The organism is Vibrio sp. 10N.286.52.F8 (genome assembly GCF_041468745.1).
Taxonomy (GTDB): domain Bacteria; phylum Pseudomonadota; class Gammaproteobacteria; order Enterobacterales; family Vibrionaceae; genus Vibrio; species Vibrio crassostreae_C.
The window spans coordinates 97,703-114,569 of the sequence record NZ_JBFRJF010000044.1 but is presented as its reverse complement, the minus strand read 5'-3'; the positions used below and the strand labels follow the sequence as shown (position 1 = coordinate 114,569).

Here is a 16,867-nt window from a genome sequence, read left to right as displayed (position 1 = left end):
AGAGTGCATCACCTAAGAAAGGGGTGAGACAGTTTTGATTGGGGCAAGATTATATAGCAGTTTATCGTGCAAAGCTATCCATCATGAAAGGCGACAGGCTTCGAGAGCACACCATATCGTGATACTATGCGTGCGCGTTATTTTCAGAATGATAAAAGACAGGAAAATTCGATGATTTATAGTATGACCGCGTACGCACGCAAAGAAGTAAAAGGCGATTGGGGCAGCGCAGTATGGGAAATCCGTAGTGTAAACCAACGCTACCTAGAAACTTACTTCCGTATGCCTGAACAGTTCCGTGGTTTAGAGCCAATCTTGCGTGAGCGTTTCCGTAAGCGTCTAGCGCGCGGTAAGGTTGAATGTAACCTACGCTTTGAAGCAAACCCTGCTGCAAAGGGCGAACTAAGCATTAACGAAGGTTTGGCTCAGCAAGTAATCAATGCGGCGAACCAAGTAATGACGATGACTGGCGAAGAGAGCCGTTTGAACCCATTCCAAGTCATGAACTGGCCTGGTGTGATGGAAACGCCAGAGCAAGACATGGATGCCATCAACAAAGACCTACTTGAAGCATTCAACGATGCTATCGCAGAGTTCATTGATGCTCGTGCTCGTGAAGGTGAGAACATGAAGGCGCTAATCGTACAGCGCTTAGATGCAATCACTGAAGAAGTAGTGAAAGTTCGTGCACGCATGCCTGAGATCCTAGAGTGGCAACGTGAGCGTCTTCTTACCAAATTTGAAGATGCGAAAATCGAACTGGAAGGTTCTCGTGTTGAGCAAGAGCTTATCCTACTTGCGCAGAAGTCAGACGTAGCAGAAGAGCTAGACCGTCTAGATTCTCACGTGAAAGAAGCAAATGCAGTACTGAAGAAAGGTGGCGCTTGTGGCCGTAAGCTAGACTTCATGATGCAAGAGTTCAACCGTGAGTCAAACACGCTAGCGTCTAAGTCTATCAGCACAGACATCACAGCATCGGGCGTAGAGCTTAAGGTTCTTATCGAACAGATGCGTGAGCAGATCCAAAACATTGAATAACAGTCTGTAAGCTGTACACGATAAAGAATAATCAGCTTAATCAGTGTTGATTAGATCAAAATGAGCTCCTAATTTTAGGGGCTTTTTTTTATGGATACAGTAATAGTAATCAGGATGAGCAAGTGACTGGTTGTTACGTAGAAGGTTGAGTTAGAGCAAAGAACAGATACAACGATAGTTAGAACGAGATAACGGACGTAAAACAGGATTTTTGAATACTTAGAGAGGGTATTGCTAATGGAGAAGAGTGTTGCGGTAAAACTGAGGGGGGAAACAAATTTGAGAGAGAAAGTGACGCAAGTTGCTGTTGCAACCTGCGCCGACTTAAAATCTTATAGAGCTACAACGTTTGCAGCTTGAAGACCTTTTTGGCCTTGCTCTACTTCGAAAGACACTTGTTGGCCTTCTTTAAGAGTCTTGAAACCTTCAGAAGCGATTGCACGGAAGTGTACGAATACGTCAGCGCCGCCGTTGTCTTGAGTTAGGAAACCGAAGCCTTTCTCTTCGTTAAACCATTTTACTACGCCGTTTACTTTGTTAGACATGATGTGTCCCTTATATAAAAATAAAAAATTAATCGCCAAAAGTGCGATGCGCTGAAAGCTTGAATTATTTAATGTATCTATGAAGCTAAGGGAAACACTGAGAATAACAATGAAGCAATACTAAGGGTTCTACTTTACAACTGGATGTTTCATTTAATAACCCTGAGAACAGAGCGACGCCATTCTTGGTGATCTGAGCCTGCTTGTAAAGCGTTATTTGGACAATTTGATGTTTTTTTGTTCAACTGGCTTAAATTAAAAGCCCAACGATATCGTTGGGCTTCATTTATAAAACTTTAACCTTCAAAGTGTTACTCATCTGGCTGCTTGGTTCTAAGGTCTACATACGGCCAATAATGATGTCCAACACGAATCAACAATGTTGCCGCGGCCAAGATAAATGCCGCTAAAGATAACCAAACGATCAATACCGCATCGAGTTCTTTCATGCCCAAAGTGATGTAACGAGCAATCGCCATCATCGCGATATAGATCGGGTATCGCACTGGAATCTTACCGTTCATCACAAACTGCTGAACCATCGCCAACACTTCTAAATAGATGAACATCAGCAGAATGTCGGTCAATTGCACTCGGCGTTCAGCGAAGACATGCATGAACTCTTCGACCATCGCAAACAAGGTCGCGAGCGTGATCGCCACCAGCAATACCGCTTCCATAATGTGGAATACTTTTAAAAACGGCTTACTAAAAGATTTAGGTAAGTGAGAAGGCATAGTCACTCTTCAAAAAATAATTAATCCAGTCTCTACAATAGCATGCATCAATATAAGTCGCGTACTGTCAAAGCACCGACTTTAGGCTAACGCCATCAACTCATCGGTAACCAACATTAAGAAGCAACGGTAAAAAGCAACAAATACAAAAATGGCCCCGCATTCACTGCAGAGCCATCTGTTTGTCTTTTACTTAGCGACTTCTTAGTGGCTAATTAGCCTTAAAGCAGAATCAGGTAAGTTAAGAACACCACACACAGTCCGTAGATAAGCGGGTGTACTTCTTTGCGCTTACCTGCCACAACCATTGTGAATGCGTAGCTGATGAAGCCCATCGCCATACCGTTCGCAGGAGAGAAGCTTAGCACTGTGAACATGATGGTAAAAAAGGCTGCAATGCGTGACTCTTTCTTTTCCCAATTAATCTGACCAAGACGACCTACCATGTAGATGCCAACCACGACCATCGCCGGTGCAACCATTGCAGCCGAGAAGATAGAGAAGATTGGGTATAGGAACAGCGAGATTAGGAACAGACCAGCCACCATGACTGCTGCCAAGCCCGTTTTCGCACCTTGAGAAGAAGCGATGCCAGACTCAGAGAATGCGGTAATTGATGTGGTACCAAGAATAGAGCCAATCACAGTACCGCCCGCATCTGCTACTAGAGCCGATTTCGCGTTTGGCACCTTGCCGTCTTTATCGATGATGCCCGCATCACGGCCAACGCCGACAATGGTGCTCAAGCCATCAAAGAAATCGACAATCAAGAAGATAAGTACGATGAACAGTAAGTCGAACATTTTCTCTGGCGTGAAAGCAGAGAAATCGAAGATAGCGCCGAAGCTGCCAGCCATGCTTGGTGGCATAGCAATGAACTGCTCTGGGATTGGTGCGTTTGAAGTGCCCATGAAGACGTCAGCAAGAATCGTCAACACGATAGCAGAAACGAATGAGATGAACGTTGCTAGCTTGATGTCACGAACCATACAACCCAGTGCGATGAAGATGCTCACGTAAGCGATGATCACTTTTGGATCAGAAATGTCGCCTAAGCCTACCAATACGAATGGGTTAGAAACGATGATGCCCGCATTCTTAAGACCTAAGAAAGCAATGAACAGTCCGAGAGACACGGTAATCGCCAACTTCAAATCTTCAGGAATCGATTCAATCATCGATTTACGAATATTGGTCAATGAGAACGCAAGGTACAAAATACCAGATAGGAAGATACCGAACAGCGCCTCATTCCAAAGTACCGCGACTGAACCACTTAATAGTAAGCCTTTGAAGAAGCCGTTCATGCTCATGCCCGGCGCAAGCATCACTGGGTAGTTGCCCCAAATGCCCATGATTAGGGTTGCGATAGCCGCAGACAGAGCTGTTGCAGTAAACACGGCACCTTTGTCCATGCCTGGAATATCACCCAAAATTGCTGGGTTAACCGCCAGAATGTAACTCATCGCCAAGAAAGTAATGAAACCCGCGTATAGCTCAGTGCCAATCGTGGTTTTTCTTTCAGTGATTTTAAACATCGAATCAAGCGAGCCAGAGGTGTTCTGGGCTTTCAGGGTGGAATCGGTACTCACAACAAAACCTTTGCAATAAATTAAGAATTTGGTGATTCAAATGCTGTGAGAATAGAGAGGTCTCTACACTAAAAACTGTAGTCACCAAGGTAGGCTCGGTAGTAGAAACATCTAGTCTAGTAGGGTCTGTTGGCCCTTCGAGATGATTTTTGCAGCGAGTTGTTGGAGTTTTCTACAAGGCAGAGACTTTGATGTGTAGCTAGCCTACATAAGAAGTCGATAACGCAGTAGAAATCACCAACAAACGCTGCCCGAAGGGTTCGGCTAAAATCGTTTTATGCTTTGTTAAGGAGTCTTTACTTAGAATGCTAGGTTACAAACTCCTTGCCGCGCCTAAAACGATTTTTTCTCGAACAAAACTCCATCGCGAAAGGTCAACAGACCCTAGATATATACAGCATTTAATCGTTTGCGCGGATTGTAAGGATTGAGATTAAAACTTCAACAAATTTTGTCCAGATCACATAAAAAAGTACCGATGACGAGTCATTACATTTATACAAAGATCTTTGAGAAGATCATTTGCTGATAAATAACGATCAAGCCAGTTGTTCTCAATCATCTAAATATGCTACTCTTCGCCTCCATTTTTCTGACCTAATTTTCACCAGTTGCTTCTATTAGTTTTACTCGTTATCTCTTTATAGACGTAACCAACGGCACAATTAGTAGATGCGCCATCGGAACAAAAATTAGAGTCAGTGCTATCTTTTAAAGTGTAGGTTTATTGCCTTCACTCAATCCAACCAACAGTGGAAATATACAGATGGGCAAAGGTACTCTTTACATCGTATCTGCACCTAGTGGCGCAGGTAAGTCGAGCTTGATCTCAGCAATGCTAGAAACCAATCCAACCTACGCAATGAAGGTATCTGTTTCACACACCACTCGCGGTATGCGCCCTGGTGAAGAAAATGGTGTTCACTACCACTTCGTAGAGAAGCATCATTTTGAAGACCTTATTACTAAAGGTGAATTCCTAGAGTACGCTGAAGTGTTCGGCAACTACTACGGTACTTCACGCGTTTGGATTGAAGAAAACCTAAACCGCGGTATCGATGTATTCCTAGATATCGACTGGCAAGGTGCTCGTCAGATCCGTGAACAAATGCCTCAAGCGAAGAGTGTATTCATTCTTCCACCATCAAATGGTGAACTAGAGCGTCGTTTGAATGTTCGCGGTCAAGACAGCGACGAAGTTATTGCGAAACGCATGAGCGAAGCAAAATCAGAGATTTCTCACTATGCAGAATATGATTATGTGATCGTGAATGACGACTTTGATGCAGCCCTAATGGACTTCAGAGCTATCATTCGTGCGGAACGCTTAAAAGAAGATAAGCAAGCAGCGAAATACAGCGGCATGCTTACTGCTTTATTAGCGGAATAATCTAGATCCCCTAGATTTTCTATTGAGATAAGTATACGGTGATCTAGAAAGTATCTAGTTAAACTTGTATACTTTCTCGTCATCAAAAATTTATTAGTTAATTACTATTTGGAGTCCTCATGGCACGCGTAACTGTTCAAGACGCTGTTGAAAAAGTTGGCAACCGTTTCGACCTAGTTCTTATTGCGGCTCGCCGCGCACGTCAAATGCAAACTGGCGGTAAAGATTCACTAGTGCCTGAAGAAAACGATAAGCCAACGGTTATCGCTCTTCGCGAAATCGAAGAAGGTCTTATCACTAAAGACGTACTAGATGCTCGTGAACGTCAAGAGCAACAAGAGCAAGAAGCGGCTGAACTTGCAGCAGTAAGCAGCATCGCTCACACTCGTTAAGAACGTCATTCGAACTAATTAACCTTCCGGGCCTTTAATTTGTATCTATTCGATAGCCTCAAAGACGTTGCCCAAGAATACCTAACAGAGCCTCAAATTGAGGCTCTGCGTCAATCTTATGTGGTAGCGAGAGACGCCCATGAAGGGCAAACCCGCTCAAGCGGTGAACCATACATTATCCACCCTGTAGCTGTTTCAAGAATCCTGGCAGAAATGCGTCTGGATATCGAAACCCTGCAAGCTGCTCTGCTTCATGATGTCATCGAAGACTGTGATGTCACTAAAGAAGATCTAGAGGAAAAATTTGGCAATACCGTTGCTGAATTGGTTGATGGTGTATCTAAGCTGGATAAGCTTAAATTTCGTGATCGCAAAGAAGCGCAAGCAGAGAACTTCCGCAAGATGGTTCTCGCCATGGTGCAAGACATCCGCGTTATCTTGATCAAATTAGCTGACCGTACTCACAACATGCGCACGCTTGGGGCACTTCGTCCTGACAAAAAGCGTCGTATTGCTCGTGAAACCCTAGAGATTTATTCTCCACTAGCTCACCGTCTTGGTATTCATAACATCAAGACCGAACTAGAAGAGCTGGGCTTTGAAGCCCTCTATCCTAACCGTTATCGCGTACTTAAAAACGTAGTGAAAGCTGCGCGTGGTAACCGTAAGGAAATGATCCAACGTATCCATAGCGAAATTGAAGGCCGCCTTGAAGAGGTCGGTTTGCCTGCTCGCGTACTTGGTCGTGAAAAAAACCTGTTCTCCATCTACAACAAGATGAAAACTAAAGAGCAGCGCTTCCACACCATTATGGACATCTACGCTTTCCGCGTCGTGGTTGATACCCCAGATACTTGTTATCGCGTACTTGGTCAGGCTCACAGCCTGTACAAGCCTCGCCCTGGCCGCATGAAAGATTACATCGCGGTACCAAAAGCCAACGGCTACCAATCTCTGCACACGTCAATGATCGGCCCTCACGGGGTGCCAGTTGAGGTTCAGATCCGTACTGAAGATATGGATCAAATGGCAGACAAAGGTGTCGCAGCGCACTGGTCTTACAAAGGCAACGGCTCACGCAGCAGTAATGGCACAACCGCACAGGTTAAAGCACAACGTTGGATGCAGAGCTTACTTGAGCTGCAACAAAGCGCGGGTAACTCATTCGAATTCATTGAAAACGTTAAGTCTGATCTGTTCCCAGATGAGATCTTCGTGTTCACGCCGAAGGGGCGCATTGTCGAGCTTCCGGCAGGCGCAACAGCGGTCGATTTTGCTTACGCGGTGCATACCGATGTCGGCAACATGTGTGTAGGTGCTCGTGTAGACATGAACCCTTACCCACTCAGCAAATCGCTGAAGAACGGTCAAACTATTGAGATCATCAGTGCTCCGGGCGCACGTCCGAATGCAGCATGGCTCAACTACGTAGTGACCTCACGCGCACGTACTAAAATCCGTCAGGTTCTAAAAACGATGCGCCGCGAAGAGTCGATTACGCTAGGTCGTCGTTTACTTAATCACGCACTTGGCGAACACTCTATTGCCGATATCGGCCAAGAGAATATCGACCACGTATTGTCTGATCTTCGCCTAGACAATGTTGAAGACTTACTGGCATCGATTGGTCTTGGTGAGCTGATGAGTATCGTTATTGCTCGTCGTCTACTGGGTGATGCTGACGAACTGACTGAAGTGGAAAACAACAGCGACACACCGAGGAAGAAACTTCCGATCCGTGGTGCTGAAGGTCTACTACTGACGTTCGCTAACTGTTGTCACCCGATTCCAGATGATCACATCATTGCCCATGTATCGCCAGGTCGTGGCCTTGTGGTTCACCGTGAAACGTGTCCAAACGTTCGTGGTTACCAGAAAGAACCAGACAAATACATGGCGGTTGAATGGTCTGACGATTACGACCAAGAGTTCACCGCTGAACTTCAGGTTGATCTGCAGAACCACCAAGGTGCACTGGCTGAGTTAACTAACGTTATCTCGAAAACAGGCTCGAACATTCACGGTATTTCAACTGAAGAACGTGATGGACGCCTGTACACAGTGACTATCTTGCTGACCACCAAAGATCGTGTTCATCTTGCAAGTATTATGAAAAAGCTACGTGTGATGCCACACGCGCTGAAAGTAAGACGTCGTAAGAACTAACGTTTAAACTTGATAATAGTTTTGCCAAGAATTTAAATCCCCTTAATGCTTTATCGCTTAAGGGGATTTTTATAACCGTAATCCTAGTATTTACCGCGCTCCCTCCCATTCCTGCCTGTACAAAAATCCAGTAAAATGCTTGAATAGATCATCTCTCTTACGTTTATGAGCCTTGTTATGTCACAGCTTTTATCTGCTATCCCTCTCAACTCTTTATCTGGAGTCGGCGCTAAAGTCGCAGAGAAACTGGAAAAGGTTGGGCTTAACAACGTACAAGATCTGCTTTTTCACCTCCCTTTGCGCTATGAAGATAGAACACGTATCTACCCCATCGTAAAACTGCACGCGGGCTTATGGGCTGCAGTGCAAGGCAAGGTCATGCATGTCGATACCATTTTCGGTAAACGTAAGATGTTGGCGGTAAAGATCAGCGATGGTAACGGCACCATTACCCTACGCTTTTTCAACTTCACCGCAGGTATGAAGAACAACTTTGCTGAAGGCAAACAAGTGCATGCCTACGGTGAGATCAAGCGCGGTAACATGGGGCTGGAGATTGTCCATCCCGACTACAAATTCTTTGCGCCTAGGCAACAGCCAGATGTTGAAGCCAATCTGACTCCAGTGTATCCAACCACCGAAGGGCTAAGACAAGTCACGCTGCGTAATCTTACCGATCAAGCCTTAGAGCTAATCGACAAGGCCGCAGTTAACGAGCTTCTCCCATCAGGTTTATACGACCACCAAATTACCCTCGCACAAGCACTGCATACCATTCACAGGCCGCCCCCGGGCATTGACCTAGAGCTGTTTGATGAAGGCAAGCACCCTGCGCAACTGCGCCTAATTATGGAAGAGTTACTGGCTCAAAACCTGTCTATGTTGTCTGTTCGTAGCAAAGGGCAGCAAGACAAGGCAATGCCTTTTCCTCCAGTAAACACCCTTAAAGATAAGCTACTGGCTCAGCTGCCGTTTTCACCAACCAATGCCCAAGCACGAGTGACCAAAGAGATCGAAGCTGACCTTGAAAAGCCGCACCCAATGATGCGTTTAGTGCAGGGCGATGTAGGCTCAGGTAAAACTTTGGTCGCTGCGCTTGCGGCTGTTCGCGCACTCGAACACGGTCAACAAGTTGCGCTAATGGCACCCACCGAATTGCTTGCGGAACAACACGCGATCAACTTTGCTAACTGGTTTGAGGCGATGGGCATTCAAGTTGGGTGGCTAGCAGGTAAACTCAAAGGCAAGGCTCGCGAAACCGAGCTCGTTCGTATTGCCAGTGGTGAAGCACAAATGGTGGTCGGTACTCATGCTTTGTTCCAAGAACATGTCGAGTTCAAAAACCTTGGCTTAGTAATCATTGATGAGCAGCACCGATTTGGCGTCCACCAGCGATTAGAGCTGCGTGAGAAAGGTGCAAAGCAAGGTTATTACCCACACCAATTAGTCATGACGGCAACACCGATTCCACGAACGTTAGCGATGACGGCCTATGCCGACCTCGAAACCTCAATTATTGATGAGTTGCCACCGGGTCGAACACCAATTCAAACCGTGGCGATTCCTGATACCAAGCGGGATGACATTGTCGAACGTGTGAAAAATGCGTGTCTTAATGAAGGCAAACAAGCCTATTGGGTATGTACGCTGATTGATGAGTCCGAAGTATTAGAAGCTCAAGCTGCGGCTGATACTGCTGAAGAGCTGCAACGCAAACTGCCTGACGTCAAAATTGGTCTCGTGCACGGCCGAATGAAGCCAGCCGAGAAGCAAGCAGTAATGCAGGAATTCAAAGAGAACAAACTGCATTTGTTGGTCGCGACTACCGTGATTGAAGTCGGTGTGGATGTGCCTAATTCGAGCTTAATGATCATCGAGAACCCAGAACGTCTTGGCCTAGCGCAACTGCACCAACTGCGTGGCCGTGTCGGCCGAGGTTCGGTCGCAAGTCATTGTGTATTGTTGTATCACTCTCCGCTGTCTAAAACCGCTCAGAAACGCCTAGGTGTGCTACGTGAAAGTAACGATGGCTTTGTGATTGCACAGCGCGACTTAGAAATCCGTGGCCCCGGTGAATTGCTCGGTACCAAACAAACTGGCTTGGCTGATTTCAAGATCGCCGATCTAATTCGTGACCAACGTTTGATACCTGAAGTGCAGCGTATTGCGCGTCATATTCACGATAGCTACCCAGACAATGCTAAGGCGATCATCAACCGTTGGTTGGGTGAACGCGATGTTTACTCTAAGGCGTAGTTAACACTAAGGCATAGTTAACACTGAGACCGTATTCAAACGTAAAAAAGGCTTCCTCAAGGAAGCCTTTTTAGTGTGCGTTACTTTCATCAAGCAAGAGCGAGAAGTCCATGGTTAGCAATTCGTCATCCTCGGAGAGGGAAGAATGACCGAGTCGGGGATCTCTTAACCGTTCCCCGAACCGAACTTATCGTCATCAAACGGACCGATGATAACTAGGGCTTAACCGGGAAACTGATCTGCGCTTTTAAGCCACCTTCACTGCGGTTATTGACCACAACAGCACCTAGATGCTGGCTAACGATACGTTTCACAATTGCTAAGCCCAAGCCCGTTCCTTCGCTACCACGAGCCGTGTCACCACGCGTGAAAGGTTCAAACAGCTTTCCGATCTGGTCTTGTGGAATACCCGGCCCGTTATCTTCTACCGTCACCCAAGCAAGCTTGTTATCCGCCGTCATACCAGTTGATACCTTGACCCAACCATTACCGTAACGCAGCGCATTCACCACCAAGTTGCTCACAGCACGCTTCATCGCGATCGGATTACCTAGCGCTGGCTTCATCGATTCTGGAATATCGGTTTCAATCTGAACCTCGTAGCCACCCTCAGAGCTCGATACCTCACGAGCAATATCATCGACAAACACCGCTTGGAATGAATCTCGGTCGACAGGCTTTAGGTAATCCATGAACTGGCTGATGATTTCATTACACTCTTCGGTATCACTGATAATCCCCTCAGCTAAGTAGGCATCCTCTGGTGACATCATCTCAGTCGCTAAGCGAATACGCGTTAACGGAGTACGTAAATCATGGCTGATACCCGCCATCAACAAGGCGCGGTCTTCTTCTAGCTCTTGGATGCCTTTCGACATCTGGTTAAAGGCTCGAGTTACCGAGCGAATCTCTTGTGCGCCTTGAACTGGCAATGGCGGTGGAATATCACCTCGCCCGACACCTTGCGCCGCTTTCTCTAGCGCTATCAACGGACGGTTTTGCAATCGGATAAACAGCCAACCACCTGCGACAATCAACAGCGCCATGATCAGACTGTTACGAAACAGTGGTGCAAAATCCTCTTCTTGCAGCTCTGATAACGGAATACGAATTAAAGAGTTGGGTAACTGCGCAATGTCCATCCAAAGCACATAGCTCTCTTTACCCAAGATCAGCCGCACTTCAGTTTCAGAACCCAGCTCCTTGGTCATCTCCTCACTCATCAGGTCGATTGCGACCGCATGGTAATACTCACCCGCCGCTTCGCTGCCCTTGGCGTGAACGGTTACCCCGAGCTGTTCAAGCACACGCTGACGCAATGGCGCATCGATCTCGATATCACTGCCTTGGTCCAATACCAGGTTTAGCTCGTGAGCCAAAATCTTATTAAACTGCTGCAAACTTGGCATCAACGCATAGTTAAACACCGCGTAATAAGAAAAAATTTGGCTAGCGACCAATAGCGTTAAGAAAAGCACTATCGACTGAGTAAAGGAGCTACGTATACGCATGGGGTACCCGAGATGTAGAAAGATAAAGAAAGTGTTATATGACTATAACTCTAAACCATTGTGCTGAATAGAAAACGGGCCATCGCATATTAATGAGATGACCCGTAAGATTCACAGAATCGATAAAGCTACTGTAGAGCTTATTAAGCTGAATTACACAGCTTTGCCATCTGGAACGAATACATAACCCAAGCCCCACACCGTTTGGATGTAGCGAGGTTTGCTTGGATCTTCTTCAACTAGACGACGCAGACGTGAAATCTGAACATCGATAGAACGTTCCATTGCTGAATACTCACGGCCACGAGCCATGTTCATCAGCTTATCGCGAGACATTGGCTCACGAGCATTCGTTACCAAGGACTTAAGAACCGCAAATTCACCCGAAGTAAGCGGCATTGGCTCTTCACCGCGGAACATTTCGCGAGTACCTAAGTTCAAGCGGAACTCACCAAACTCAACCACAGACTCTTCTGTGCTTGGTGCACCCGGTGCTTCAATGACTTGGCGACGCAGTACAGCTTTAATACGAGCAAGCAGTTCACGTGGATTAAATGGTTTTGGCAGGTAATCATCAGCACCCACTTCCAAGCCCACAATGCGATCCACTTCATCACCCTTTGCAGTAAGCATCAGGATTGGTAGCGAGTTGTTTGCGTTTCGTAGACGACGACAGATCGATAGACCATCTTCGCCCGGCAACATTAAATCCAATACCATCAAGTGAAAATTTTCACGGGTTAACAGGCGGTCCATCTGCTCACTGTTTGCCACGCTACGCACTTGAAAGCCCTGCTCTGACAGATAGCGCTCTAACAGTGCACGTAAACGAGCATCGTCATCGACCACTAAAATTTTGTAGTTTTCTTGCATGTAATGGTTCCACCTATTAAAGCTTAAACCTAAGGTTAAGCATTCTTGGTAAATTGTATATTGGTATAAGACATTAAAAATGTAACATTATTGGAGAAAAAGTCGCCTAAATAATTGTTAACGTATGTTGCCTTTCTATATATTCTATCTTAGATCATCATTTCATTAAGTCAGATTTATGAAAACCAAACTTATTACTCGAGAAGGTTATAACAAGCTCAAAGCAGAACATGACCACTTATGGCACGAGAAACGCCCTGAAATTACTAAGATAGTCACTTGGGCGGCAAGCCTTGGAGATCGCTCAGAAAACGCAGATTACACCTTCAATAAGCGTCTACTTCGTCAGATCGATCGCCGAGTGCGTTTTTTAAGAAAGTTCCTACCTGATGTCACGATCGTTGATTACTCGCCACAACAAGAAGGTAAGGTATTTTTCGGTGCTTGGGTCGAAATTGAGAATGATGATGGGGAAATTAAGAAGTTTCGAATTGTCGGCCCAGAAGAGATCTACGGCGATGCTAAAGGCTATATCTCTATCGACTCACCAATGGCTAGAGCTCTGCTCAAGAAAGAAGTAGATGACGAGTTTACGGTAAAAACACCGGAAGGCGACAAAGAGTGGTTCATTAACTCGATTCGCTACGCAGACAACGAATAACCAAACTTAATAAACACTTAGCGATAAACTGAGTGTTCAGCAAACCCAAACTCCAGATAAAAGAAAACCCCGCAAGGCTTTCGCCTAGCGGGGTTAAGTCTCTATCGCAGCAATCCGGCTACTGTTTATCTCTTCGAGATAAGGTGCTCCCTGCATCTTTCCTTGATAGTGGCTAAATCCTTTAACCAATTTCCTTTTTGTTCATCGCCATCCTAGCGGTGTCCATTCTAGCCTGTCATCCTGACTGGCGAATCTCATCCAGAGATTATCACTTCCTTGCTGACCACTCATCCTAAGTAATCAAATCTTCATCCTGAAGATACCTAGTCCATTAGGCTTTTTCCTGTTCCTGCCAACTCCCTGTCGACAAGTTAAATATTACGGCAAATGGCCGGGTTTCCTAGATAGTCTTAAAAAACATTTCAGGTGAGAAATACGCCCACAAACACACAATCAAATAAAATCAGCTACTTAGTGTAACATCAAGACGATTTCATCGGTCTAAAGCGACTTAGTCTCACATCACTTGTAAGAGATCTCGCACAAAGCGGGTATCAGAAACGGAAATTCGACTTCTGACAGGATAATTACACAGCCAAAGCTAGAAAAAGCGTACGCTCACCCCCATATATTTGTCATGATATTAAATAAGAGATTCATCGGATGAGCCAAGCTATCTGTCGACTGATTGCTGAAGAACTGAATGTCCGTTCTGAGCAAGTCACTGCCGCAGTAAACCTAATTGACGACGGTAACACCGTTCCCTTTATTGCCCGCTACCGTAAAGAAGTTACGGGTGGCTTAGACGATACCCAACTACGTAACCTTGATAGCCGCCTTTCATACCTTCGCGAGCTAGACGATCGTCGCCAAACAATTCTTAAGTCGATTCAAGACCAAGGAAAACTCACGCCAGAACTCGAGCGTGATATCACTCAAGCAGACAGCAAGACTCGCCTAGAAGATTTATACCTACCATACAAACCAAAGCGCCGTACCAAAGGTCAGATCGCGATTGAAGCGGGCTTAGAGCCACTTGCCGATACGTTATGGAATGAACCACAGCACGATCCGGAAACGGAAGCCGCTAACTTCATCAGCAGCGATAAAGGCATTGCCGATACCAAAGCTGCACTCGATGGCGCTCGTGCGATCATCATGGAGCGCATTGCGGAAGATGCGAACTTGCTTGAAAAGATTCGCCAACACCTAACACGCAACTCAGAGCTAGTCGCTCGTGTAGTGACAGGTAAAGAGCAAGAAGGCGAGAAGTTCAAAGACTACTTCGAGCACAACGAAACACTCAGCAAAGTGCCGTCTCACCGTGCACTTGCCATGCTGCGTGGCCGCAATGAAGGCTTCCTAACACTGGCGATGAATGCCGATCCTGAGCAAGAAGAAGGTGTACGTGGTTCATACTGTGAGAACATTATCTCTGATCACTACGGCATTACTCTGAGCAGTGCTCCTGCGGACGCGTGGCGTAAGCAAGTGATCAGCTGGGCATGGCGCATTAAGGTTTCTATGCACATGGAAACTGAATTGATGGGCGCAATGAAAGAGCGTGCAGAGATCGAAGCGATTGAAGTATTCGCAACCAACCTAAAAGACCTACTCATGGCAGCGCCAGCTGGTCCTCGAGCAACCTTAGGCTTGGACCCAGGTTTACGTACCGGTTCGAAAATCGCTGTCGTGGATTCAACCGGTAAGGTTTTGGCAACAGAAACTATTTACCCTCACCCACCTCAAAAGCAATACGACAAATCGGCACATGTGGTTGAGCAGATGGTTCGTCAATTCAATGTTGATTTGATTGCGATTGGTAACGGTACGGCTTCACGCGAAACCGACAGCTTTGTGGCTGACGTAATTAAACGCGGCAACCTAAAAGCGCAAAAGATCATTGTTAGCGAAGCGGGCGCATCGGTGTATTCCGCGTCTGAACTAGCTGCAAAAGAGTTCCCGAACATGGATGTATCAATTCGTGGTGCGGTGTCTATTGCTCGTCGTCTGCAAGATCCACTGGCAGAGCTAGTGAAGATTGACCCTAAATCGATCGGTGTGGGCCAATACCAACACGATGTGAGCCAAACTATGCTCGCTAAGCGCCTAGATGCGATTGTCGAAGACTGTGTAAACGCCGTAGGCGTTGATGTGAATACAGCGTCTGCCGCGCTACTTACTCGCGTAGCCGGCCTTTCTAGCACCATCGCTCAGAACATCGTGGATTTCCGTGATGAAAATGGTCGCTTCGAAGCACGTACTACGCTAAAGAAAGTCGCTCGCTTAGGGCCAAAAGCCTTTGAACAGTGTGCTGGTTTCCTACGTATTATGGATGGTAAGAACCCGTTAGATGCATCATCGGTTCACCCAGAAGCTTACCCAGTAGTGAAAACCATTGCCGAGAAAAACCACAAAGACATCAAATCTCTGGTAGGTAACACCGACTTCTTACGTGGTTTGCACGCGGTTGATTACACCAATGAAAACTTTGGTGTTCCAACGGTCACCGACATCATCAAGGAGCTGGATAAGCCGGGACGCGACCCTCGCCCTGAGTTCAAGACTGCAACCTTCGCAGATGGCGTAAACAGCGTTTCAGACCTAGAACCAGGCATGATTCTAGAAGGTGTGGTATCGAACGTGGCTAACTTTGGTGCCTTCGTTGATATTGGTGTTCACCAAGATGGCTTAGTGCATATTTCAGCACTCACCGATCGCTTTGTCTCTGACCCACGTGAAGTGGTTAAAGCGGGCGACATCGTGAAAGTGAAGGTGATGGAAGTGGATGTTCAGCGTAAACGTATTGCACTAAGCATGCGTATGAAGGACGAGCCGGGACAAGACAACCGTGCTCAACGTTCAAGTGCACCTCGCACACAAAACCGCTCGCATCAAAATTCACAAGGTGGCCAACGCCGTCGTGAAGAGCCACAACAAAATGCCGCGATGGGTGGTGCATTTGCCGCTGCTTTTGCAAAAGCGAAAAAGTAATCCGTTAGCTCACCTAAAAAACGGATTAGCTTAAAAACAGAAAACCTGCATCCCTTAGGGTATGCAGGTTTTTTTATTATGTGTTCAAAAAAGACATCGAAGCTTGGTTGACTCGTAAAATTTTGATTTATAAGACCACCAACATCTCTGATGGAGCATGAGGCGCAACAGCATGACCATAATGATACTTTATGACCTTACGTCGTTTCTCCATCTGTCCTTCCTGAATCGCCGCATCTAAAACATGCTTTGGCAGGCGGAAACGCATGGTATAACCTTTGCCTTGATCAGCACTGTATGTTTTCAGTGCCAATAAGCTGAACAGCCGATCAAAAGGGTCTTGTGGCTCTTCTTGGCTAACCGAATTGGCCTCTGACTCGTTCTCCATTTCATAACCTGGATGGTCTGAAGGATCCCAAGCCGACTGCTGCCTTCGTTTATCGTCTGATTTTACCTTACGCTCTGCATTGGTTCTCGCCAATGCTACTGCGGGAGCAACAGGCTCTCGGACTCTATTATCACGCGCAACTTGCTCTGTTTGCACATTAACGGACGGGGCGATTAGTGGCACACTCACTGCAGTTGCAGGTGACACAATCATCGCGAACTCTCCTCAAGAATCGCCCATCGTTTTTGCTATAACGCTGTTGTACTGTGAGTCAGCACAACAGGCATAGCCCAACTTAGCGCAATCAGCTCAGGAGAGAGTTAG

Annotated in this window: 13 protein-coding genes; 7 read left to right on the top strand and 6 right to left on the bottom strand. The window is 46.3% G+C overall.

All coding sequences use genetic code 11. The features are described 5' to 3' along the window. Positions 1-171: 171 nt before the first annotated feature. Entirely contained in the window at positions 172-1,038 is an 867-nt protein-coding gene (locus AB4133_RS19630) for a YicC/YloC family endoribonuclease (RefSeq protein ID WP_017063084.1), read from the top strand. Positions 1,039-1,370: 332 nt separating this feature from the next. Here AB4133_RS19630 and AB4133_RS19625 read toward each other — a convergent pair whose 3' ends face one another. From AB4133_RS19625 to AB4133_RS19615, 3 genes are all read right to left on the bottom strand, one after another. Continuing rightward, positions 1,371-1,583 carry a cold-shock protein gene (locus AB4133_RS19625; RefSeq protein WP_017071067.1) on the bottom strand — a complete coding sequence of 71 codons (213 nt, stop codon included), beginning with the start codon at positions 1,581-1,583 and terminating at the stop codon, positions 1,371-1,373. A 311-nt stretch (positions 1,584-1,894) separates the two neighbouring features. Then, positions 1,895-2,320 (bottom strand): phosphate-starvation-inducible protein PsiE, encoded by a 426-nt coding sequence (locus AB4133_RS19620; protein WP_017062464.1) that lies wholly within the window; start codon positions 2,318-2,320, stop codon positions 1,895-1,897. Between the two features lie 221 nt (positions 2,321-2,541). After that, on the bottom strand, positions 2,542-3,912 hold the full coding sequence (locus tag AB4133_RS19615; protein WP_017062465.1) for an NCS2 family permease: 1,371 nt from the start codon (positions 3,910-3,912) through the stop codon (positions 2,542-2,544). A gap of 766 nt (positions 3,913-4,678) precedes the next feature. Between AB4133_RS19615 and gmk the strand changes: the two genes are divergently transcribed. The 4 genes from gmk (at position 4,679) to recG (ending at position 10,116) form a co-directional block, all read left to right on the top strand. Further along, on the top strand, positions 4,679-5,302 hold the full coding sequence (gene gmk / locus AB4133_RS19610; protein ID WP_017062466.1) for a guanylate kinase: 624 nt from the start codon (positions 4,679-4,681) through the stop codon (positions 5,300-5,302). A 119-nt stretch (positions 5,303-5,421) separates the two neighbouring features. Further along, positions 5,422-5,694: a DNA-directed RNA polymerase subunit omega gene (rpoZ, locus tag AB4133_RS19605; RefSeq protein WP_009848003.1), complete on the top strand. Its 273-nt coding sequence runs from the start codon at positions 5,422-5,424 to the stop codon at positions 5,692-5,694. 39 nt (positions 5,695-5,733) lie between these two features. Next, complete coding sequence (gene spoT / locus AB4133_RS19600; RefSeq protein WP_372225433.1) at positions 5,734-7,860, top strand: bifunctional GTP diphosphokinase/guanosine-3',5'-bis pyrophosphate 3'-pyrophosphohydrolase; 2,127 nt, start codon at positions 5,734-5,736, stop codon at positions 7,858-7,860. A 177-nt stretch (positions 7,861-8,037) separates the two neighbouring features. Further along, a complete protein-coding gene (gene recG, locus AB4133_RS19595) occupies positions 8,038-10,116 on the top strand; it encodes an ATP-dependent DNA helicase RecG (protein WP_372225431.1) in 2,079 nt (692 codons plus the stop codon). 215 nt (positions 10,117-10,331) lie between these two features. Here the strand turns inward: recG and envZ are convergent, their stop codons facing one another. Both envZ and ompR read right to left on the bottom strand, forming a co-directional pair. Next, positions 10,332-11,627, bottom strand: a complete 1,296-nt coding sequence (gene envZ, locus AB4133_RS19590) for a two-component system sensor histidine kinase EnvZ (protein ID WP_372225429.1) — start codon at positions 11,625-11,627, stop codon at positions 10,332-10,334. 153 nt (positions 11,628-11,780) lie between these two features. After that, positions 11,781-12,500 (bottom strand): two-component system response regulator OmpR, encoded by a 720-nt coding sequence (gene ompR / locus AB4133_RS19585; RefSeq protein WP_008218409.1) that lies wholly within the window; start codon positions 12,498-12,500, stop codon positions 11,781-11,783. Between the two features lie 178 nt (positions 12,501-12,678). On the opposite strand from ompR, the gene greB reads away from it, so the two are divergent. Together greB and AB4133_RS19575 are read left to right on the top strand one after the other, a co-directional pair. After that, on the top strand, positions 12,679-13,161 hold the full coding sequence (greB, locus tag AB4133_RS19580; protein ID WP_017062470.1) for a transcription elongation factor GreB: 483 nt from the start codon (positions 12,679-12,681) through the stop codon (positions 13,159-13,161). A 663-nt stretch (positions 13,162-13,824) separates the two neighbouring features. Continuing rightward, on the top strand, positions 13,825-16,155 hold the full coding sequence (locus AB4133_RS19575) for a Tex family protein (protein WP_372225427.1): 2,331 nt from the start codon (positions 13,825-13,827) through the stop codon (positions 16,153-16,155). Positions 16,156-16,282: 127 nt separating this feature from the next. Here AB4133_RS19575 and AB4133_RS19570 read toward each other — a convergent pair whose 3' ends face one another. Beyond that, positions 16,283-16,756 carry a hypothetical protein gene (locus AB4133_RS19570; protein WP_017063078.1) on the bottom strand — a complete coding sequence of 158 codons (474 nt, stop codon included), beginning with the start codon at positions 16,754-16,756 and terminating at the stop codon, positions 16,283-16,285. Positions 16,757-16,867 lie beyond the last annotated feature (111 nt).

Excerpts from the sequence above, each read along its gene's own strand:
- AB4133_RS19630 (WP_017063084.1), top strand. The coding sequence starts at position 172 with ATGATTTATAGTATGACCGCGTACGCACGCAAAGAAGTAAAAGGCGAT.
- AB4133_RS19625 (WP_017071067.1), bottom strand. The coding sequence starts at position 1,583 with ATGTCTAACAAAGTAAACGGCGTAGTAAAATGGTTTAACGAAGAGAAA.
- AB4133_RS19620 (WP_017062464.1), bottom strand. The coding sequence starts at position 2,320 with ATGCCTTCTCACTTACCTAAATCTTTTAGTAAGCCGTTTTTAAAAGTA.
- gmk (WP_017062466.1), top strand. The coding sequence starts at position 4,679 with ATGGGCAAAGGTACTCTTTACATCGTATCTGCACCTAGTGGCGCAGGT.
- rpoZ (WP_009848003.1), top strand. The coding sequence starts at position 5,422 with ATGGCACGCGTAACTGTTCAAGACGCTGTTGAAAAAGTTGGCAACCGT.
- recG (WP_372225431.1), top strand. The coding sequence starts at position 8,038 with ATGTCACAGCTTTTATCTGCTATCCCTCTCAACTCTTTATCTGGAGTC.
- envZ (WP_372225429.1), bottom strand. The coding sequence starts at position 11,627 with ATGCGTATACGTAGCTCCTTTACTCAGTCGATAGTGCTTTTCTTAACG.
- ompR (WP_008218409.1), bottom strand. The coding sequence starts at position 12,500 with ATGCAAGAAAACTACAAAATTTTAGTGGTCGATGACGATGCTCGTTTA.
- greB (WP_017062470.1), top strand. The coding sequence starts at position 12,679 with ATGAAAACCAAACTTATTACTCGAGAAGGTTATAACAAGCTCAAAGCA.
- AB4133_RS19575 (WP_372225427.1), top strand. The coding sequence starts at position 13,825 with ATGAGCCAAGCTATCTGTCGACTGATTGCTGAAGAACTGAATGTCCGT.
- AB4133_RS19570 (WP_017063078.1), bottom strand. The coding sequence starts at position 16,756 with ATGATTGTGTCACCTGCAACTGCAGTGAGTGTGCCACTAATCGCCCCG.